The following is a 19,064-nucleotide window of genomic DNA, read 5'->3' on the forward strand; positions in this document are numbered from 1 at the left end:
CACTTGCCGTGGCTCCTCGGGGCCGCACCACACGGAAGTACAGGGCGGGAGCGTGCGCGTGACGGAAGAGGGTCGCCTGATCGCGGGACGGTACCAGGTCGGGCCCCGGCTCGGCCGCGGCGGGATGTCCGAGGTGTACCTCGGCACCGACACCCGGCTCGGCCGCACCGTCGCCATCAAGGAGCTGAAGCTCTCCCTCTCCTCCGACTCCGCCTTCCGCCTGCGGTTCCGCCAGGAGGCGCAGTCCGCATCGCGCATGTCGCACCCCACGATCGTCCGGGTCTTCGATGCGGGCGAGGAGGTCTCGCTCGACGACAACGGCGCCGAGTCGCGCCGGCCCTTCATCGTCATGGAGCACATCGAGGGCCGCCTCCTCAAGGACCTGATCGCCGAGGGCCCCCTCGACGTGGACGAGGCCGTCCGCATCACGGAGGGCATCCTCACCGCCCTCGAGTACTCGCACCGCGCAGGCGTCGTCCACCGCGACATCAAGCCCGGCAACATCATGCTGACCCCGTCGGGCCAGGTGAAGGTGATGGACTTCGGGATCGCCCGCGCCGTCTCCGACTCCGCCGCCACGGTCGCTCAGACCACGGCGATCCTCGGCACCGCGGCCTACTTCTCCCCCGAGCAGGCGAAGGGCGAGCAGGTCGACGCCCGCAGCGACCTCTACTCCGCCGGCATCGTGCTCTTCGAGCTCCTCACCGGCCGTGCGCCCTTCCGCGGCGACACCCCGGTGGCCGTCGCCTACCAGCACGTCAGCGAGACGCCGCCGGCGCCGAGCTCCATCAACCCGGCCGTCACCCCAGCACTCGACGCGGTCGTCGCCCGAGCACTCTCGAAGGACCGCTACGAGCGCTTCCAGGGAGCTGCGGAGTTCCGTGACGACCTGCGCGACGCCGCCGCGGGACGCCTCCCCGACCACCGCCCGATCGACGAGCTGACCACCTCGCTCTTCGCGGCCCGCAGCCAGGGCGGAGTCAACGACTCCGAGCTCGCCCTCCGCCAGCTGGCCGAGGACAACTCGATCGTCCGCACCCAGCGCCGCCCGCCGGTCCTCTGGATCTGGTCCTCGATCGTCGTGCTGGCCGTGATCGTCGCCGCACTCGTGATCTGGGTGCTGACGCTCCAGCCCGCGTCGACGCTGCCGTCGCAGTCGCGCGAGGTCCCCACCCTCACCGAGACCACCTACGACAGCGCCCAGTCGACCCTGACCGAGCTCGATCTCGTGCCGAGCCAGGTCGCGGAGTACAGCTCGACCGTCCCCGAGGGCGAGGTGATCCGCACGGATCCGGGCTCGGGCACGATCGTCGCACCCGAGACGGTCATCCGCATCGTCGTGTCCCAGGGCCCGCTGCCCGTCGCCGTGCCGGACACCGTCGGGCAGAGCCTCGCCGAGGCCATCGACGCGCTCACCGCCGTCGGCTTCGTCGAGGGCTCCCAGACCCGCGAGAACTCGCCGACCGTCCCGCGCGACGTCGTGCTCTCCGCCTCCCCCGGAGCGGGACAACAGGTCGCCCCGGGTACGCCGGTCGACCTCACCGTCTCCTCCGGCCAGGTCACGCTCCCCGACCTCGTCGGGACGTCCCTCAGCAGCGCACTGGCCACCCTCGCCTCCGAGAAGCTGCAGCTCGTGGGGGTCGAGGTCCCGGACGAGACCTGCGACGCGACCCGGGCGAACCCGCCCATCACGACCCAGTCCCTGGCTCCGGGCGACGTCCCGCAGGGATCGACCGTCCAGCTCGGATACTGCGCGGGCTGACCCGGCCTGCAGCCCGCTGCGGCTGCGGCGTCGACCGACGGCGCCCGGTGGAGGCCGGGCCGCTGCTCTGCGCGCCGAGAAGGGCTCGTCGGGACGTTGCTCGTCGGGGTCGATGCTCCACGGAGCCGACGGCGCCGAGGTGAACGGCTACGCCCGGCGCGCGTCGGCGAGCGGGGGCTGGAGCCGCACGACCTCGCCGGCTGCCGATCCGTCGGCGGGACGTGCGATCCTGCCGCGGATGTCGCTCGGGGTGAGCCCCTCGCGGCGCTTGAGCGCACGGCGGAGGTGGTCCGCCGAGGAGAATCCGGACGCGGCGGCGATCGCCTCGAGCGGGACCTCCCGCGGGCGGCGGCGCAGGAGCTCCACGGCGCTGGCGACCCGGGAGCGCTCGATCTCGCTCGCGACCGTGGTGCCCGCGTCCTCGAAGAGCCGCTGGAGGGAGCGGGTGGACACGTTGACCGCGTCGGCCACCGCCTCCGGGGTGCAGCGCGGCGTGCGGTGCGTCCGGTCGATGACCGTGCGCGCGCGTCCGAGCGTGGCGGCCCGGACGCTCGTGGTGCCGGGCTGCGAGCTCGCCGCCGCGAGGAACGCGCTGGTGAGGAGCTGCTTGACCACGTGGGCGAAGCCGGTGACCTCGCCCTCGCCGGGCAGCCCCGTGCCGGACTCCGCCGCGAGCGCGAAGGCGGTCGTGAAGGCGTACGCGGCGCGGGTGGACCGGGCGTCGGGATCGAGCGCGTAGACCGGGGCCGACGTGTCGAAGCCGTAGCGGCGCATCTCGTCGGCGCGCAGTGAGAGGTGGAGGATCGTGGCCGGAGTCGTCGACTCGGTCGTGAAAGTCGTCGTCCCCTGCTGGTACGAGATCGAGCCCGGACGCAGCAGCACAGTTCGGTCCGGGGCGACCATGCGCACGAAGCCGTCGATGAGGAAGCTGAAGGTGAGGAAGGAGGTGTCGTCGGCCGGCCATGTCCCGCGGAGGACGCGCAGCGGCGACACCGTCATCAGCACGACGCTCAGATCGGCGGTGCCGAATCCCGAACCGGTGATGCTCGGAACGGTGCCGGGTTTGACGACGATGCGCGGTCCGAGATTCTCGAGCTCTCGGATTCCCGAGAAAGCCCAGGAGATCGATGCGACCATCTGGTCCCCCCAGACTTCTCTTGTGGCGCCGACCCCCTGTCGACGCCCTCTGATTATGCAGGGAAAAGGGGCCGCATCCTCCGCCGGGAACCCGTCAAATCCCGCCACCTGATCGGGGGGTGCGCAAGGGGGTGGACAAGGTCATGCTCATACCCTGTCGCGGCGTTCTCGTCCGCCCGCCGTCATTTAGCCGTCAGATGGCGGATTTCTACGTGAGAACGCACTCAGGGCGGCATCCCCGTTCGGGGGACGGTGGTCGCTGATCATGCTCAATGCTCTCGACTCGATAACGAGCCCGATAAGCCCGGCGAATTCCGCCTCATCGAGCCGGGATCGAGAGTCCGGGCGTGTCGTCGGCCGATACGGACGCTCCGCCCGGCCTCACCTCGCGCAGCCAGTTGTCGAGAAGGCGCCGCCCGCCCTCGGTGAGGACCGACTCCGGATGGAACTGCACGCCCACGAGCGGAGCACTCCGGTGCCGGACGGCCATGACCACGCCCTCCGGTGTCCGCGCCGTCACCCGCAGCTCCTCGGGAAGGCTCTCGCCGTCGACCGCGAGCGAGTGGTACCGCATCGCGGCGAATCCGGAGGGCAGGCCGTCGAAGAGCGGATCTCCGTCGTGGAGGACCGCGGACGTCCGGCCGTGCAGCAGCTCCGGCGCCTCCGTGACGCGGGCGCCGAGAGCGTGGGCGAGCACCTGGTGGCCGAGGCAGACTCCGAGCAGCGGCCGCCCGGTCGCCTCCGCCCGCTGCACGAGCGCCGTCGACGCGGGGACGTCCTCGGGGCGGCCCGGTCCGGGCGAGACCAGGACTCCGTCCGCCTCCTCCGCACGAGCCAGGAGCGCCGTGGTCCCGAGGTCGTCGCCCTCGACCACGTCGACCTCGGCACCGAGCTCGCGGAGGTACGAGACGAGCGTGAAGACGAAGCTGTCGTGGTGGTCGACGACCAGGATCCGCGGGGCGGCGCCGCCGGTCACGAGCCGACGGTCACGTTCCGGTCGAGCACGAGCGACTGCACCCAGGGGAACACCCACTCGTCGAGCGCGACCAGGACCGCCGCGACGAGGACGAGGACGATCAGGATCCGGACCCACCACGGCCCGGGCAGGAGCCGCCACAGCGCTGCGTACACGGTCAGCCCTCCTGAGCCAGCGAGGCGGCGATCTCGGCGGGGGCGCCCGCGGACCGCGGCTGGAACGAGTCGAAGACGCCGTACGCGATGATCCGCTCGGCCGTCGAGTAGAGCGGGTTGCAGCTCGTCAGCGTGATCAGGCGATCGGTCGGAGCCGCGTCCGGAGTCCACGGAACCGGGTCGATCACCTGGACGTCGGAGGGCTGGACGTACTCGAGATTGCGGAAGCGGTAGGTGTACCAGCCGTCCGCCGTCTCGATGTAGATCGGGTCGCCGAGCTGGAGCTCGTCGATCAGGTGCATGCCTCCGCCGTACGCGCTGCGGTGCGCGGCGAGCGCGAAGTTGCCGGCCTGTCCGGGCATCTGCGTCCCGGGGTAGTGGCCGATGCTCCCCTCGTCGAGCACGTTCTCGGCGTCGATGCCCTCGGCGATCGTGCGCACCCACCCCTCGCCGTAGCGCGGGATGTAGAGGTTGCCGAAGGAGGTGTCGAGGGCGGCGACCGACGCGACGACCGGCTCCTCCGGGGCGGCCTCGGTCGGCTGCGGTGCCGGCGAGGAGTCGCCCCAGGTCTCGCGGAGCTCCGCGGCCTGCGTCGTCTGCCGGCCGGCGATCACCGCGTCGTTCCACCAGAGCTGCCAGGCCAGGAAGAGCAGGACCAGGACGCCGGCGGTCATCAGGAGCTCGCCGACGACTCCGAAGAACGAGAGTCGTCGGACCGGGCGGGCCCTCCGTCGCTTCGCTCGCGGCCGCAGAGCCGCCCCGTCGGGGTTCTGGGCGGTCATGCGACGAGTCTAGGCGCGAGCCGTGACCGGCTGTGGCGCACGATCCGGACCTGTGGAGAGCCCTCCCGAGTCGCCGCCTGAGGAGGGCCGATGGGACCCATCGAGCGCCCGCACCGGCCGCTCCGCGAGTCCGCACAGCACCCGCGCAGCCCCGGCGCTCCCGGCCCGGAGCCTCCGCCCGGTACAGTGGTCGGCATGGCACGAGCGACGAAGAGCCCGAAGCCCGAGCGCGACGAGGCCCGGACCGGCGAGAACGCACCGAATCCGGTCTGGTTCAAGCCGGTGATGTTCGGCTTCATGCTGCTCGGACTCGCCTGGATCATCGTCTTCTACGTGAGCCAGGGCACCCTGCCGATCCCCGATCTCGGCAACCTCAACATCCTGATCGGCTTCGGCATCGCGTTCATCGGCTTCCTGATGACGACGCGCTGGCGCTGAGCCTCCCCCAGTCGTGAACGACGCCCCGTCCGGTCCGCCGACGGGGCGTTCGTCGTCGGTGGAGCGTCTGCGCGCCGCCGGCTGCGTCTTCGCCGAGGAGGAGGCGGGCCTGCTCGAGGAGGCCGCCGGCTCCTCCTCCGACCTCGAGCTGCTGCTCCGCCGCCGCGAGACGGGCGAGCCCCTCGAGCAGATCCTCGGCTGGGTCGCCTTCCGCGGCCTGCGCGTCCCCGTCGCACCCGGCGTCTTCGTACCCCGGGTCCGCACCGAGTGGCTGGTCGACTGCGCCCTGGAGGTCCTCCCGGACGGCGCCGTGGTGCTCGACCTCTGCTGCGGATCCGGCGCCCTCGCCCGGTCGATCTCCGAGGAGCGGCCGGACGTCCGCCTGCTCGCGGCCGACCTCTCCCCCGCCGCCGCCGCCTGCGCGCGCCGCACGCTCGCAGGCCGCGCCGACGTCCACGAGGGCGACCTCTTCGACGCGCTCCCCGGGGGTGAGCGCGGGCGGATCGACGTCGTCGTCGTCAACGCCCCCTACGTCCCCACCGCGGCGATCGCGCTCATGCCGCCGGAGGCCCGGGTGCACGAGCCGATGCTCACGCTCGACGGCGGATCGGACGGGCTCGCCCTCCACCGCCGCATCGCTCAGGAGGCGGGAGCGTGGCTCGCACCCCACGGCGTCGTCGTGATCGAGGTCGGCGCGGATCAGGCCGCGGCGAGTGCCTCCGCGTTCCAGGCGGCCGGGTTCGCCACCTCGCTGCACCGCGACGACGACCGTGAGGCGACGGCCCTGGTGGCCGTCCGCCGGAGAACTACACCGCTGTAATTATCCCCAGCTGTGGAATCTCCTGTGGAGAACTCCGCGGTCCCCGCCGCGCTGGCCTGCTCGAGGCGAGGAGGGCCCGGATCCGCACCAGTCCGCCGGTCCTCGGACGCGCCGCCGTCCTCGGATCGTCCTCCCGAGGAGGACACCCGGGACGTTCTCCCCAGTGTTAACAACTCTGTGGATAACTTCCTCCCCACCTGTTGAGAGCACCTGTGGACAGCGGTGGAGACGGTCGCCGCGGGAACGACGAAGCGGCGGGCCGGGGAGGGATCAGCCGAGGACGTAGGCGCCGGCGGTGATCGCGACCAGTCCGACTCCGATGAGCCCGACGAGGAGGTTCTGCGTGCGCCGCTGGGCGCGCTGCCGGGTCTTCGTGAAGACCAGCCCGATGAGCGCGCCGGCCACCAGACCGCCGACGTGCGCCTGCCACGCCACGTTCATCCCGGGCAGGAACCCGATGACGAGGTTCAGTCCGACCAGCACCAGCAGCTGCGACGCCTGACCGCCCAGATGCCGGAGGATCACCAGGTACGCGCCCATCAGCCCGAAGATCGCACCGGAGGCGCCGATCACCGGGGTCAGCGGGTCCGCGAGGAGCAGGACGCCCACCGATCCGGCGAAACCGCTCAGGAGGAAGAGGGTGAGGTAGCGCCCGCGGCCCAGCATGCGCTCGAGCACCATGCCGAACACCCACAGCGTGTACATGTTCAGCACCAGGTGGAACGGGATGACGATGAAGAGCGACGTGCTGTGGAGGAACACCGAGGTGAGCATCCGCCACGGCTCGAAACCGGCGCCGAAGCCGGGGAGCGTGTAGGCGGGGGCGTACAGGAGCGCGTTGACCGCCGGCCCGCCGACGAAGGGGAGGATCTCGACGATCCACAGCACGATGCAGAGCGCGATGATCGCGTAGGTCACCGTCGGCTGGTCGGCGCGGGTCATGGCCCGCACTCGGGAGAGGAGGGGACCGCGGGTGCGCGGCGCGGTGGCGCGCTGCTGCGCCATGTCGTCCGGGCAGATCACGCCGACCGGAGCGGGCGTCTGGCACTCGCCGCAGATCGTGCGGCCGCACCGCTGGCAGCGCACGAAGCTCTGCCGGTCGGGGTGTCGGTAGCAGGAGTAGGTGCTGCTCGGCGGGACCTGGGTCACGGACGTGCCTCCGGGGAGAACGAGGGCCGGGCCCTGACGGACCCGGCCCTCGAATGAGTGGTGGATGAGGCGATCAGACCTCGGTGATCTCGACGCTCTCGATCACGACGTCCTCGAGCGGCTTGTCACGGCCGTCGGTGGGGACCGCCGAGAGCGACTGCACGAGCTTCTTCGACTCCTCGTCGGCGACGGCGCCGAAGATGGTGTGCTTGCCCTGGAGCCAGGTCGTCGGCGCCACGGTGATGAAGAACTGCGAGCCGTTGGTGCCGCGGCCCGCCTGCTTGCCGGCGTTCGCCATCGCGAGGATGTAGGGCTGGGTGAAGTCGAGCTCCGAGTTGATCTCGTCGTCGAACTGGTACCCCGGGCCGCCGATGCCCTGACCGAGCGGGTCGCCGCCCTGGAGCATGAAGTCGGGGATGATGCGGTGGAAGACGGTGCCGTTGTAGAGCGGCTCCTTCGTCTTCGCACCCGTGGCGGGGTGGGTCCACTCGATGTCGCCGGTCGCGAGACCGACGAAGTTGCGGACCGTCTTGGGAGCGTGGTTCCCGTAGAGGTTGACGACGATGTCGCCCTTGTTGGTGTGGAACGTCGCGACTGCGGTGTGCAAAGGCATGATCGGATTCTCGCACAGCGCGTCTGTAGGCCCCTGCAACGCCCGGTGTCAATGCGCTGGGTGCGCGATGCGGACGCCGATCGATGAGTGGCAGTATTGAGGCGTTCGCTGCTCGTAGCCGATGGAGGACCAACATGGGTCTGTCACGTAAGCACAAGAAGGACCTCAAGCGTCTTCGCAAGAACGCCGAGGCGGTCTGGGGCGAGCAGCAGGAGGTGCTGGCGCACGCGGCCTCCGTGCTCGAGAAGAGCCGCCGCCACGCGTCGAAGTACGCCAAGAAGGAGCTCGTCCCCTTCGTCAAGGACACGTACGACTCGCGCGTCAAGCCGGTCTACGACAACGGCGTCTCGGCCGTCGAGGGCACGTACTCCTCGGCCCGCAACGCCTACAAGCACAAGGTCGTCCCGACCTTCGCCGCTGTGGGCGGCACGGCCGCCGCCGCCTTCGAGGCCGCCAAGGACTCGAAGAACCGCGCGAAGCTCGCCGAGATCTCGAAGGCGCGCTGGGAGGAGCTCACCACTCCCCCGAAGAAGAAGAGCAAGGTCGGGACGGTCTTCGCGATCGGCGCCGCGCTGGTCGCCGTCGGCGGCATCGGCTACGCCGTCTGGCAGACGTTCCGCGCCGACGACGAGCTGTGGGTCGCCGAGGACGAGCCGCAGAGCGCCGCGCAGAACGCGGCCTCGACCGCTTCCTGACGTTCTCGTCGCTGGAGCCGGGCCCCTCAGGGGGTCCGGCTCCTTCGCATGCCCGGGTTAGGCTTCTGCGGTGGACATCCGGGTCGCCGCGTACGGCGTGATCATCGACGGTGAGCGGATGCTGCTCGCGCACTGGAGCCAGGGGCCGTGGTCGGCCTGGACGCTTCCGGGCGGCGGGATCGACGAGGGCGAGTCGCCCGCCGACGCCGCGGTCCGCGAGATCTTCGAGGAGACGGGCTACCGTGCCGAGCTCGAGGCCCTCATCGGCGTGGACTCGCACGTGATCCCCGCGCACCGGCGCAGCGATCCCGAGGCCGGCCCCCTGCACGCCATCCGCGTCGTCTACCGCGCCCGCATCGTGGGCGGCGAGCTCACGCACGAGGTGGACGGCTCCACGGACGCCGCCGCCTGGTTCCCCTTGAGCGACGTCGAGGAGCTGGAGCGTGTCGAGCTCGTCGACGCGGCCCTCACCATGAACGAGGCCTGGCTCCTCCGCTGACGGTGCCCGGGAATCCCCGGCCGCGCCCCGGCGTTCCCTTCGTCGTGATCGTCGAGCTCTACACCTCCGCCTTCTGCGGCGCCTGCCATGCCGCGCGCTCGGTGCTGGAGCGCGCCGCGGAGCTCGTCCCCGCCGCCGAGATCCGCGAGCGCGACGTGGCCTTCCACCCCGTCGAGGCCGAGGCCGCCGGCATCCGCTCGACCCCCACGGTCGTCGTGCGGGACACGGCCGGAGAGGTGGTCTTCCGAGCGGAGGGCGCTCCCTCCCTTCCGCAGGCTCTCGCCGCTCTGGCCCTCGCCCTGCCCGCGTAGGGTGGCCGCGGGAGGACCCATGCACCGTCGCGCTGCGCTCGCGAGCACCGTCGTTCTGCTCGGCGCCCTCGCGCTCTCGGGGTGCGCCTCCGAGGAGCCGGTGACCACGGCCGCGGTCGGGCTCGGACGGGGCGGCGAGCGCGGCGAGGTCCTCGGCGTCGTCGTCGTGTGCTCGGGGTCCGTCGACGGCCTCGACCTCGCCGCCTCCGACTCCGCTCCCCTGACCATCGGCGACGGGCTGCGGAGGGTCACCCGCTGGGTCTCCCCGTCACCGGTCACGCAACTGGGCGCGACCGACCTCTCCGGATCCACGGTCTGGCCGGCCGACACGGTGATCGAGCGGTTCCCGCTCGGCGTCGACCTCGCGCTGGGCGCCTACGCGACCGACCGCTCCGTGCTCGCCCGCCCGGTCGTCTTCACGGCCGAGCAGTTCGACACGCTCTCCGTCGGTGAGATCATCGTCGGCGACATCCGCGACGGTACGTCCGAGACCCTCTCGGTCCAGCAGTTCCTCGGCCTCGCCTGCGTGGACCGCTGAGCGGGCGGCTCGGCCGTCCGAGTGGCGACCTCGATCGCGGGGACCGCACGACGGGCGACAGGAGAGCCCGCCGGCGTTCACGCCGACGGGAGTGCCGACGCGCGGGACCACCCCGGATGTGGGCCGGTGGACCAGAAGGGCCGGCGAAGGGGAAGCACCCGCGAGAGGGGAGGAAGTGTGGAGCCTAGGAGATTCGAACTCCTGACATCCTGCTTGCAAAGCAGGCGCTCTACCAACTGAGCTAAGGCCCCGGGCCGGAGACGGGGCGATCCGTCTCCGAGAGTCGAACGGCCCGCCACCGCAAGGTGACGGGCCGTTCGGACCGGGTGGGGGTACCAGGACTTGAACCTGGGACCTCTTCATTATCAGTGAAGCGCTCTAACCGCCTGAGCTATACCCCCGGAATGGCCAGAGGAGACTCTACCCGACATCGAGCAGGAATCCCAATCGGCCGGACCGTGCGCCCTACTGGTTGGTGAAGCCCACCAGGAGGCCGCCGGTGATCTTGACGCTGAGGTTGTACAGCAGCGCCACGATCGCGCCGAGCGCGGTGGTGACGATGGTGTTCAGCACCGCGACGACGATCGCGAAGCCCATGACCTGCGGCAGCGAGATGATCGTGTTGAGGTCGAACGCCTCCGCGCCGGCGATGTCCTGCACGAGGCCGTTGACCTCGTCGAACACGCCAGTCTGGGCCAGGACCGTGTAGACCAGGTAGACGACGACGATCGTGATGATCGCGAGCGTCAGGCCCAGCAGGAACGAGAGCTTCACGGCCGACCAGAAGTCGACGTAGACGAGCTTCAGGCGGACCTGCTTCGCCGCCGGGCTCTTCGCGGACTTCCTGGCGAGCTTCTCGGCGACGGTGCTACTCATCTACGGACCCATCCTCCTCCGACACCGGAGCGGACTCGGCCGGCGCCGCGGCGTCGGGATCCTCGTCCTGGGCGTCGAGATTGCGTTCGGTGTTCTTGGCGAGTGCGATGATGCGGTCGTCCTCAGCGAATCGTGCGAAGACGACTCCCATGGTGTCGCGACCCTTGGCCGGTACCTCGGCCACCGCAGAGCGTACCACCTTGCCGCTGGCGAGCACGACGAGCACCTCGTCGTCCTCTCCGGTGATGATGGCGCCCACGAGGTCGCCGCGCTTCTCCTCGAGCTTGGCCACCTTGATGCCCAGCCCGCCGCGTCCCTGGAGGCGGTACTGGTCGACCGCGGTGCGCTTGGCGTAGCCGCCCTCGGTGACCACGAAGACGAAGCCCTCGTCGCTGACGACGTTGGCGTCGAGGAGGCGGTCCTCCCCGCGGAACGACATGCCGCGGACTCCGGAGGTCGAGCGGCCCATCGGACGAAGCGCCTCGTCGGACGCGGTGAAGCGGATCGACATGCCCTTGCGGGAGACCAGCAGCACGTCGCTGTCCTCCTCGACCAGGAGCGCCGAGACGAGCTCGTCGCCGTCGCGCAGCTTGATCGCGATGATGCCGCCGGAGCGGTTCGTGTCGTACTCCGAGAGGGCCGTCTTCTTCACGAGGCCGTCGCGCGTGGCGAGCACCAGGTAGCGGGCCGCCTCGTAGTCGCGGATGTCGAGGATCTGCGCGATCTGCTCCCCCGGCTCGAGCGCGAGCAGGTTCGCGATGTGCTGGCCCTTGGCGTCGCGGCCGGCCTCCTGCAGCTCGTAGGTCTTGGCGCGGTACACGCGGCCGGTGTTCGTGAAGAACAGCAGCCAGTGGTGCGTGGTGGTGACGAAGAAGTGCTCGACGATGTCGTCGGCCTTCAGCTGCGCGCCGCGCACGCCCCGGCCGCCGCGGTGCTGGGCCCGGTAGGAGTCGCTCCGGGTGCGCTTGAGGTAACCGCCGCGGGTGACGGTGACGACCATCTCCTCCTCGGGGATCAGGTCCTCGACGCTCATGTCGCCGTCGAACCCGAAGAGGATCTCGGTGCGGCGGTCGTCGCCGAAGCGGTCGACGATCTCGTCGAGCTCGTCCGAGATGATCGTGCGCTGGCGCTCGGGGCTCGCGAGGATCGACTTGTAGTCCTCGATCTCGGCCTGGATCCGGTCGTGCTCGTCGATGATCTTCTGGCGCTCGAGGGCCGCGAGGCGGCGCAGCTGCATGTCGAGGATGGCGCGGGACTGCACCTCGTCGATGTCGAGCAGCTCCATCAGGCCGTCGCGCGCCTCCTCCACGGTGGGGGAGCGGCGGATGAGGGCGATGACCTCGTCGAGCGCGTCGAGCGCCTTGAGGTAGCCGCGCAGGATGTGGATCCGCGCCTCGGCCTCGTCGAGGAGGTACTGGGTGCGGCGCACGATGACCTCGACCTGGTGGTCGACCCACGCGCGGATGAAGCCGTCGAGCGAGAGCGTGCGCGGGATGCCGTCGACGATCGCGAGCATGTTCGCGCCGAAGTTCTCCTGCAGCGGGGTGTGCTTGTAGAGGTTGTTCAGCACCACCTTCGCCACGGCGTCGCGCTTGAGGACGACGACGAGGCGCTGGCCGGTGCGACCGGAGGTCTCGTCGCGGATGTCGGCGATGCCCGAGACGCGCCCGTCCTTGACCAGCTCGGCGATCTTGATCGCCAGGTTGTCCGGGTTCACCTGGTACGGCAGCTCGGTGACGACGAGGCAGGTGCGGCCCTGGATCTCCTCGATGGAGACGACGGCGCGCATCGTGATCGAGCCGCGGCCGGTGCGGTACGCGTCCTGGATGCCGCGGACGCCGAGGATCTGCGCACCGGTGGGGAAGTCGGGTCCCTTGATCCGCTGCAGCAGCGCCTCGAGGAGCTCCTCGCGCGTCGCGTCGGGGTTCTCGAGCGCCCACTTGGCGCCGGCGGCGACCTCGCGCAGGTTGTGCGGCGGGATGTTGGTCGCCATGCCGACCGCGATGCCGACGGAGCCGTTGACGAGCAGGTTCGGGAACCGCGCCGGCAGGATCGCCGGCTCGCGGGTGCGGCCGTCGTAGTTGTCCTGGAAGTCGACGGTGTTCTTGTCGATGTCGCGGACCATCTCGAGCGCGAGCGGCGCCATCTTGGTCTCGGTGTACCGGGGGGCGGCCGCGCCGTCGTTGCCGGGGGAGCCGAAGTTGCCCTGCCCGAGCGCGAGCGGGTAGCGGAGGCTCCACGGCTGCACCAGGCGGACCAGCGCGTCGTAGATCGCGGAGTCGCCGTGCGGGTGGAACTGGCCCATCACGTCGCCGACGACGCGCGAGCACTTCGAGAACGCCTTGTCGGGGCGGTAGCCACCGTCGTACATGGCGTAGATCACGCGGCGGTGCACGGGCTTCAGGCCGTCGCGCACCTCCGGCAGGGCTCGCCCGACGATGACGCTCATCGCGTAGTCGAGGTAGGAGCGCTGCATCTCGAGCTGCAGGTCGACCGGCTCGATCTTGTCGTGACCGTGGATCACCACACCGGTCTCGGTGACGATGTCGTCGCTCTCGTCCGGGCCGGTGGGGGTGGTGGGTTCTTCTGCCATGGTCTCTGGTCTCTCAGGTGGGTCCGTGCCCCGGAGGAGCGGGGGCGGCGGTCGCGCTGGGTGTCAGGTGTGTCGTCGGTGTGCGGGCCGGTGACGGCCTCTGTCGCGTTCTGGTCGAGGATGCGGCCCATCGAGGGCCGCCGTGACGTGTTCGAGGTGGTCGCGAGGGAGGTCCACTGGACCGCCCGGCCGCCACCTTTCGAGGACGTCCGCTTCCTCGACAGCTAGATGTCGAGGAAGCGCACGTCCTTCGCATTCTTCTGGATGAAGGAGCGGCGGGACTCGACGTCCTCGCCCATGAGGGTGGAGAAGATCTCGTCGGCCGCGGCCGCGTCGTCGAGCGTGACCTGGAGGAGGGTCCGCGTCGCGGGGTCCATCGTGGTCTCCCACAGCTCCTTGTAGTCCATCTCGCCGAGGCCCTTGTAGCGCTGGATGCCGTTCTCCTTGGGCATGCGCTTGTTGGTCGCCGAGCCGTGCGCGATCAGGGCGTCGCGCTCGCGGTCGCTGTAGACGTACTCGTGCGGGGAGTTCGACCACTTGAGGCGGTACAGCGGCGGCTGCGCGAGGTACACGTAGCCGAGGTCGATCAGCGGGCGCATGTAGCGGAAGAGGAGCGTCAGCAGCAGCGTCGTGATGTGCTGGCCGTCGACGTCGGCGTCGGCCATCAGGATGATCTTGTGGTACCGCGCCTTGTCGGGGTTGAAGTCCTCGCCGATGCCGGCGCCGAACGCCGTGATCATCGCCTGGACCTCGTTGTTGCCGAGAGCGCGGTCGAGCCGCGCCTTCTCGACGTTGAGGATCTTCCCGCGGAGGGGGAGGATCGCCTGCGTCTCGGGATTGCGGCCCTGCACCGCGGATCCTCCCGCCGAGTCGCCCTCGACGATGAAGATCTCGGAGATCGACGGGTCCTTGGACTGGCAGTCCTTGAGCTTGCCCGGCATGCCGCCGCCCTCGAGCAGGCCCTTGCGGCGGGCGGTCTCGCGCGCCTTCCGCGCCGCCATACGGGCGGAGGCCGCCTGGATCGCCTTGCGGATGATGTCCTTCGCCTGGCTCGGGTTGCGGTCGAACCAGTCGGCCAGCTGCTCGCCGGCCACGCGCTGCACGAACGCCTTCGCCTCGGTGTTGCCGAGCTTCGTCTTGGTCTGGCCCTCGAACTGCGGCTCGCCGAGCTTGATCGACACGACGGCGGTGAGGCCCTCGCGGATGTCGTCGCCCGAGAGGTTCTCGTCCTTCTCCTTGAGCAGGTTGTTCGCGCGCGCGTAGCGGTTGACCAGCGTGGTCAGCGCGGCGCGGAAGCCCTCCTCGTGGGTGCCGCCCTCGTGAGTGTTGATGGTGTTCGCGTAGGTGTGGACGCTCTCGGTGTAGGCCGTGGTCCACTGCATCGCGACCTCGAGCGAGATGCGGCGCTCGGTGTCCTCGGACTCGAAGTCGATGATCTCGGAGTGCACGAGGTCCGACTTCTTCAGCGAGTTGATGTACTCGACGTAGTCGACGAGGCCCTTCTCGTAGTGGAAGACGTCGGTCCGGTCGCCCTCGGTCTCGTTCTCGCCCTCCCCCTCGAACTCGACCTCGTTCTGGTCGGTCAGCGCGATGCGCAGGCCCTTGTTGAGGAACGCCATCTGCTGGAAGCGCGCGCGCAGGGTCTCGTAGTCGAACTCGACCGTCTCGAAGATGCCGGCGTTGGGCCAGAAGGTGATCGTCGTGCCGGTCTCGTCGCTGGCCTCGCCCTTCTCGAGCGGGGCGTCCGGCACTCCGTCGGTGAAGCTCATCCGGTACACGGCGCCCTGGCGCTTGACCTCGACGTCGAGGCGCGTCGAGAGCGCGTTGACCACGGAGGAGCCGACGCCGTGCAGGCCGCCGGAGACCGCGTAGCCGCCTCCGCCGAACTTGCCGCCGGCGTGGAGCACGGTGAGGACCAGCTCGACCGTGGAGATGCCCTCGGTCGGGTGCATGTCGACCGGGATGCCGCGGCCGTTGTCGGAGACGGTGACGCCTCCGTCGGCGCGCATCAGGATCTCGATGTTGTCGCAGTAGCCCGCGAGCGCCTCGTCGACGGCGTTGTCGACGATCTCGTAGACCAGGTGGTGCAGACCGCGCGGACCCGTGGATCCGATGTACATGCCGGGGCGCTTGCGGACCGCCTCGAGGCCCTCGAGGACCTGGATCTGGTTCGCGCCGTAGTCGCCGGACGACTTGGTCGACATGCTCTCGTGCGGAGCGGAGGGGGCTGCTGAGCCGTTCGCGTCCAGGTCGTTCGCTGCGGGTGACGTGGAGTCGTTCGGCTCGTGAGTCATAGCTGTGGAGTTCTCCTCTGACGGTCCGTCGCGACGCGCACGGTGATCTGGAGATCGCCCGCGCGGCGGCGTCACTGCGGTTCGGCGGCCCTCCATTCTACCGCGTGCCGGGTCGATCCGAAGCGCTGGACGGCGATCTGAGGCGCGAAAGATCGGCGGTCGACCGAAAATGCGTCCTCAGCCGTAGGTGTCGCGCGGACCACGCCCTGGAATCGACCTGGGACCCTTTTTCCAGTTCGGGACGTCCGGGCCCTGGAAACGGATCGACGCGATGCCCGCGTCGGGGAAGTTCACGGCGATGTGGTTCATGATCTCGATCCGCATCAGCCGGAGCTGCGTCGACCACGCCGTGGACTCGCACGCGACGGTCAGCACGCCGTCGACGACGCCCACCGGAGTCGAGTGCTTCGCGGTCTCCTCGCCGGCGATCGCCGTCCACGACGACATCAGGTCGCCCTGCGCCAGCGGCGCCGTCCAGCCGAGCTTCACGGTGAGGGAGTCGAGGACGTCGCCGAGGTCGTGCGGGTCGCGGCCCTTGCCGAACGGGATCGCGTCGCCCTTGGGCTCGGCGCGCTCGACGGTCTTCCGGATGCGGCGCGGGCCGTCGGCGCCGAACACCTCCTTGAGGTGGCGGTAGACGCGGGCGGCCTCTGAGTCTGGTGCGGGGGTTCCGCGGCGGGGGGAGTCAGCCATCGGTCGGCTCCGACGGGGCGGGCGGCTCTGGGGACGCGGGATCTGTGGACGCCGGCGCTGGGGACGCGGTCTCCGAGGAGGAGGCCGCGGCGGAGGAGACGACACCAGGAGAAGGGGAGTCGGACGAGACCGGATCGGGAGAAGAGGAGTGGGAGGACTCGGGACCGGGAGGAGCGGAGTCGGAGGACACCGGATCGGACGAGGCGGAGTCGGGTGCGGTCGGCTCCGGCACGGCGATCGGCGCGGCGGCGGCGCCCGTGCCGACGATCCGGCCGGCCTCGATCCGCACGGTGTGCGCGGCCAGCGCCTCCGGGACGTCGTCGAAGACGGCCGCGGTGATCAGGACCTGCTCGTAGTCGGCGACCACCGAGGCGAGGCGCTCGCGCCGGCGCGCGTCCAGCTCGGCGAAGACGTCGTCGAGCATCAGCACCGGATCGCCCATGGGGGAGTCGCGCCGGAGCAGCTCCGCAGCGCCCAGCTTCAGCGCCAGGGCGAACGACCAGCTCTCGCCGTGGCTGGCGTAGCCCTTGGCCGGCAGCGCGTTCAGCTCGAACTGCACGTCGTCGCGGTGCGGGCCGACGAGGGAGACGCCCCGGTCGAGCTCGCGGCGTCGCACTCCGGCCAGCGCGGACGCGAACGCCTCCGCCAGTCCCTCGCCCGCCGCCGGTGACGCGGCGCCCGGCTGCTCCACGGGCTCGCCGTCGTCGTCGACCGCGCCCTCGATGCTCAGGCGGGAGCGGAGCACCGGACGCTGGTCGGCACCGGCGACCGCCTCGTACGCGGCGCGCACCGGTCCGCTCAGCTCCTCCACCAGGGTGAGGCGCGACTGCATGATCTCGGTCCCGAGCGCGATCAGGCGCTCGTCCCAGATGTCGAGGGTCCCGAGCTTCGAGGGGTCGCGGACGCCGCTCGCCCGTGCGGACTTGAGCAGCGAGTTGCGCTGGCGCAGCACCCGCTCGTAGTCGGCCTGGACGGCGCTCATCCGCGGGGAGCGGAGGATCACCAGCTGGTCGAGGAAGCGGCGGCGGGCCGACGGGTCGCCGCGGATGAGGAGGAGGTCCTCCGGCGCGAAGAGGACGCTGGAGAAGAAGCGGGGGAGCTCGCGCGGCTTGATCCCGCCGCGGTTGATCTGCGCGCGGTTGGGGGAGGAGCGGTTGATCTGCACCTCGGCCAGCAGGTCGCGCTCGCCGTTGCGGAGGCGGGCGCGCACCACGGCACTGTCCCGGCCGGCGCGGATGAGCGCCTGGTCGCTCGACACGCGGTGCGAGCCCAGGGTGGAGAGGTAGCCGAGTGATTCGACGAGGTTCGTCTTGCCCTGGCCGTTGCGGCCGACGAAGAGGTTCGGTCCGGACACGAGCTCGACGTCGACCGACTCGTAGTTCCGGAAGTCGCTGAGCGCCAGCTGCGTCACCTGCACGTCGCGCTCCTCTCCTCCACCCGTCGTCGCGGGCCTTCCCTGCACCTCTGGGGGTCCTCGCCCGTCCCGATCGGGCTGGTCCGCCCGTTCCGGCGCCTGCGATCCGCTCTCCCAGTGCCGGCCAGGCCCTCGCCTCGAGCCTCGATACGCCCCTCCGGGGCTACTCGACCAGCATGATCGGCGGCGCCCCGTCCCCGCCCGTGAAGGCGGCCGCAGGCTCGCCGCCCGACGCCGGTAGCAAGGTGGAGGCGGCCGGAGGCCCGCCGCCTCCGTGAGAGCATCCCTGCCTCACGGGGGCGGCGGGCCGCAGTCCGCCGTCCGTCACCGGCCCTGCGGAACGCGCCCCCCTCCGGAAGCCGACCGCCGTGAGGACTGCCGGAGGCAGTCCTCACCAGCCGACTCAGTCGACGGCTTTGACGGAGTGCCCGCCGAACTGGTTGCGGAGCGCTGCAACGGCCTTCATCGCGGGGGAGTCCTCCTGGCGGGAGACGAAGCGGGCGAAGATCGAGGCGCTGATCGTGGGCACCGGGACGGCGTTGTTGATGGCCTCCTCGATGGTCCAGCGGCCCTCGCCCGAGTCCTGCACGTAGCCCTCGATGTTCTTGAAGTCCGGGTCCTGCTCGAGGGCGCGGACGAGGAGCTCGAGCAGCCAGGAGCGCACGACCGTGCCGCGCTGCCACGCCTTGAAGGTGCCGGTGACGTCCTTGATGATGTCGCTGCGGGTCTCGAGCAGCTCGTAGCCCTCGGCGAACGCCTGCATCAGGGCGTACTCGATGCCGTTGTGGACCATCTTCGCGTAGTGGCCGGCGCCGACCTCGCCCACGTGGACGAAGCCCTCCTCGCGGGGGCCCTCCGGGCGCAGCGCGTCGAAGACGGGCATGGCGTACTCGACGAGCTCCTTCGGGCCGCCGACCATCAGGCCGTAGCCGTTCTGGAGTCCCCAGACGCCGCCTGAGACGCCCGCGTCGATGTAGTGGATGCCCTTGGGCTTCAGCAGCGCGTCGTGCTTGAAGTCCTCGGTGAAGCGGGAGTTGCCGCCGTCGATGACGAGGTCGCCCTCGCTGAGCTTCTCCGACAGGTCCTTGACGACCGCGTCGGTGATCTCGCCGGCCGGCACCATCACCCAGACGATGCGGGGCGAGGGGAGTGCGGCGATCATCTCGTCGAGAGAGGCCGCGTCCGAGACGTCGGGATTGCGGTCGTAGCCGGTGACCTCGAGCCCCTTGGAGCGGAGGCGGGAGCGCATGTTGTCGCCCATCTTGCCGAGGCCGACGAGTCCGATGTGCATGGTGAACCTTCCTGGATTCGTTGTCCGG

At 70.5% G+C, this 19,064-nt stretch carries 18 protein-coding genes, 2 tRNA genes and 1 pseudogene; 7 read left to right on the forward strand and 14 right to left on the reverse strand.

What is annotated here, in order from left to right; genetic code table 11:
- Nucleotides 1-58 precede the first annotated feature (58 nt).
- A complete protein-coding gene (gene pknB, locus C5D50_RS03880) occupies nucleotides 59-1,762 on the forward strand; it encodes a Stk1 family PASTA domain-containing Ser/Thr kinase (protein ID WP_104282796.1) in 1,704 nt (567 codons plus the stop codon).
- Nucleotides 1,763-1,909: 147 nt separating this feature from the next.
- Here the strand turns inward: pknB and C5D50_RS03885 are convergent, their stop codons facing one another.
- The 4 genes from C5D50_RS03885 to C5D50_RS03895 all read right to left on the reverse strand — a co-directional run bounded on the left by C5D50_RS03885 (nucleotide 1,910) and on the right by C5D50_RS03895 (nucleotide 4,812).
- Nucleotides 1,910-2,899, reverse strand: a complete 990-nt coding sequence (locus tag C5D50_RS03885) for a helix-turn-helix domain-containing protein (protein ID WP_104222664.1) — start codon at nucleotides 2,897-2,899, stop codon at nucleotides 1,910-1,912.
- A gap of 319 nt (nucleotides 2,900-3,218) precedes the next feature.
- The gene (locus C5D50_RS03890; protein ID WP_104282797.1) at nucleotides 3,219-3,875 is read right to left on the reverse strand and encodes an aminodeoxychorismate/anthranilate synthase component II; all 657 of its coding nucleotides are present in this window, start codon (nucleotides 3,873-3,875) and stop codon (nucleotides 3,219-3,221) included.
- The gene (locus tag C5D50_RS16505) at nucleotides 3,872-4,030 is read right to left on the reverse strand and encodes a hypothetical protein (RefSeq protein ID WP_181137283.1); all 159 of its coding nucleotides are present in this window, start codon (nucleotides 4,028-4,030) and stop codon (nucleotides 3,872-3,874) included. The genes C5D50_RS03890 and C5D50_RS16505 overlap by 4 nt, the downstream gene beginning before the upstream one ends.
- A gap of 2 nt (nucleotides 4,031-4,032) precedes the next feature.
- Nucleotides 4,033-4,812 (reverse strand): class E sortase, encoded by a 780-nt coding sequence (locus C5D50_RS03895; RefSeq protein WP_104282798.1) that lies wholly within the window; start codon nucleotides 4,810-4,812, stop codon nucleotides 4,033-4,035.
- A gap of 195 nt (nucleotides 4,813-5,007) precedes the next feature.
- On the opposite strand from C5D50_RS03895, the gene C5D50_RS03900 reads away from it, so the two are divergent.
- Both C5D50_RS03900 and C5D50_RS03905 read left to right on the forward strand, forming a co-directional pair.
- Nucleotides 5,008-5,250 (forward strand): cell division protein CrgA, encoded by a 243-nt coding sequence (locus C5D50_RS03900; protein ID WP_104222667.1) that lies wholly within the window; start codon nucleotides 5,008-5,010, stop codon nucleotides 5,248-5,250.
- A gap of 58 nt (nucleotides 5,251-5,308) precedes the next feature.
- On the forward strand, nucleotides 5,309-6,070 hold the full coding sequence (locus tag C5D50_RS03905; protein WP_104282818.1) for a putative protein N(5)-glutamine methyltransferase: 762 nt from the start codon (nucleotides 5,309-5,311) through the stop codon (nucleotides 6,068-6,070).
- A 270-nt stretch (nucleotides 6,071-6,340) separates the two neighbouring features.
- Here C5D50_RS03905 and C5D50_RS03910 read toward each other — a convergent pair whose 3' ends face one another.
- Together C5D50_RS03910 and C5D50_RS03915 are read right to left on the reverse strand one after the other, a co-directional pair.
- Nucleotides 6,341-7,219 (reverse strand): rhomboid family intramembrane serine protease, encoded by an 879-nt coding sequence (locus C5D50_RS03910; protein ID WP_104266568.1) that lies wholly within the window; start codon nucleotides 7,217-7,219, stop codon nucleotides 6,341-6,343.
- A gap of 73 nt (nucleotides 7,220-7,292) precedes the next feature.
- Nucleotides 7,293-7,832 carry a peptidylprolyl isomerase gene (locus C5D50_RS03915; RefSeq protein ID WP_104222669.1) on the reverse strand — a complete coding sequence of 180 codons (540 nt, stop codon included), beginning with the start codon at nucleotides 7,830-7,832 and terminating at the stop codon, nucleotides 7,293-7,295.
- Nucleotides 7,833-7,966: 134 nt separating this feature from the next.
- Between C5D50_RS03915 and C5D50_RS03920 the strand changes: the two genes are divergently transcribed.
- The 4 genes from C5D50_RS03920 (at nucleotide 7,967) to C5D50_RS03935 (ending at nucleotide 9,875) form a co-directional block, all read left to right on the forward strand.
- Nucleotides 7,967-8,527 carry a hypothetical protein gene (locus C5D50_RS03920; RefSeq protein ID WP_104232995.1) on the forward strand — a complete coding sequence of 187 codons (561 nt, stop codon included), beginning with the start codon at nucleotides 7,967-7,969 and terminating at the stop codon, nucleotides 8,525-8,527.
- A gap of 70 nt (nucleotides 8,528-8,597) precedes the next feature.
- Nucleotides 8,598-9,026 carry an NUDIX hydrolase gene (locus tag C5D50_RS03925; RefSeq protein WP_104222671.1) on the forward strand — a complete coding sequence of 143 codons (429 nt, stop codon included), beginning with the start codon at nucleotides 8,598-8,600 and terminating at the stop codon, nucleotides 9,024-9,026.
- Nucleotides 9,027-9,028: 2 nt separating this feature from the next.
- Entirely contained in the window at nucleotides 9,029-9,337 is a 309-nt protein-coding gene (locus C5D50_RS03930; protein ID WP_258059325.1) for a thioredoxin family protein, read from the forward strand.
- A 19-nt stretch (nucleotides 9,338-9,356) separates the two neighbouring features.
- The gene (locus tag C5D50_RS03935) at nucleotides 9,357-9,875 is read left to right on the forward strand and encodes a hypothetical protein (RefSeq protein WP_104222672.1); all 519 of its coding nucleotides are present in this window, start codon (nucleotides 9,357-9,359) and stop codon (nucleotides 9,873-9,875) included.
- A 178-nt stretch (nucleotides 9,876-10,053) separates the two neighbouring features.
- On the opposite strand, the gene C5D50_RS03940 is transcribed toward C5D50_RS03935, so the two are convergent.
- The 8 genes and pseudogenes from C5D50_RS03940 to gnd form a co-directional block, all read right to left on the reverse strand.
- A tRNA-Ala gene (locus C5D50_RS03940) sits at nucleotides 10,054-10,126 on the reverse strand.
- A gap of 76 nt (nucleotides 10,127-10,202) precedes the next feature.
- Nucleotides 10,203-10,276: transfer RNA gene (locus C5D50_RS03945), tRNA-Ile, on the reverse strand.
- A 64-nt stretch (nucleotides 10,277-10,340) separates the two neighbouring features.
- Nucleotides 10,341-10,751, reverse strand: a complete 411-nt coding sequence (locus C5D50_RS03950; RefSeq protein ID WP_104222673.1) for a DUF3566 domain-containing protein — start codon at nucleotides 10,749-10,751, stop codon at nucleotides 10,341-10,343.
- The gene (gyrA, locus tag C5D50_RS03955) at nucleotides 10,744-13,344 is read right to left on the reverse strand and encodes a DNA gyrase subunit A (RefSeq protein WP_104222674.1); all 2,601 of its coding nucleotides are present in this window, start codon (nucleotides 13,342-13,344) and stop codon (nucleotides 10,744-10,746) included. The genes C5D50_RS03950 and gyrA overlap by 8 nt, the downstream gene beginning before the upstream one ends.
- Nucleotides 13,345-13,568: 224 nt before the next feature.
- Nucleotides 13,569-15,548: a DNA topoisomerase (ATP-hydrolyzing) subunit B gene (gene gyrB / locus C5D50_RS03960; protein ID WP_208543372.1), complete on the reverse strand. Its 1,980-nt coding sequence runs from the start codon at nucleotides 15,546-15,548 to the stop codon at nucleotides 13,569-13,571.
- 267 nt (nucleotides 15,549-15,815) lie between these two features.
- On the reverse strand, nucleotides 15,816-16,331 hold the full coding sequence (locus tag C5D50_RS03965) for a DUF721 domain-containing protein (RefSeq protein ID WP_104268818.1): 516 nt from the start codon (nucleotides 16,329-16,331) through the stop codon (nucleotides 15,816-15,818).
- A gap of 262 nt (nucleotides 16,332-16,593) precedes the next feature.
- Nucleotides 16,594-17,748 (reverse strand): annotated as a pseudogene (gene recF, locus C5D50_RS03970) (DNA replication/repair protein RecF); the annotation flags it as partial.
- A gap of 400 nt (nucleotides 17,749-18,148) precedes the next feature.
- Nucleotides 18,149-19,036, reverse strand: a complete 888-nt coding sequence (gnd, locus tag C5D50_RS03975) for a phosphogluconate dehydrogenase (NAD(+)-dependent, decarboxylating) (RefSeq protein ID WP_104222677.1) — start codon at nucleotides 19,034-19,036, stop codon at nucleotides 18,149-18,151.
- Nucleotides 19,037-19,064: the final 28 nt, after the last annotated feature.

It is taken from the genome of Rathayibacter sp. RFBD1 (assembly GCF_002932915.1).
Taxonomy (GTDB): Bacteria; Actinomycetota; Actinomycetes; order Actinomycetales; family Microbacteriaceae; genus Rathayibacter.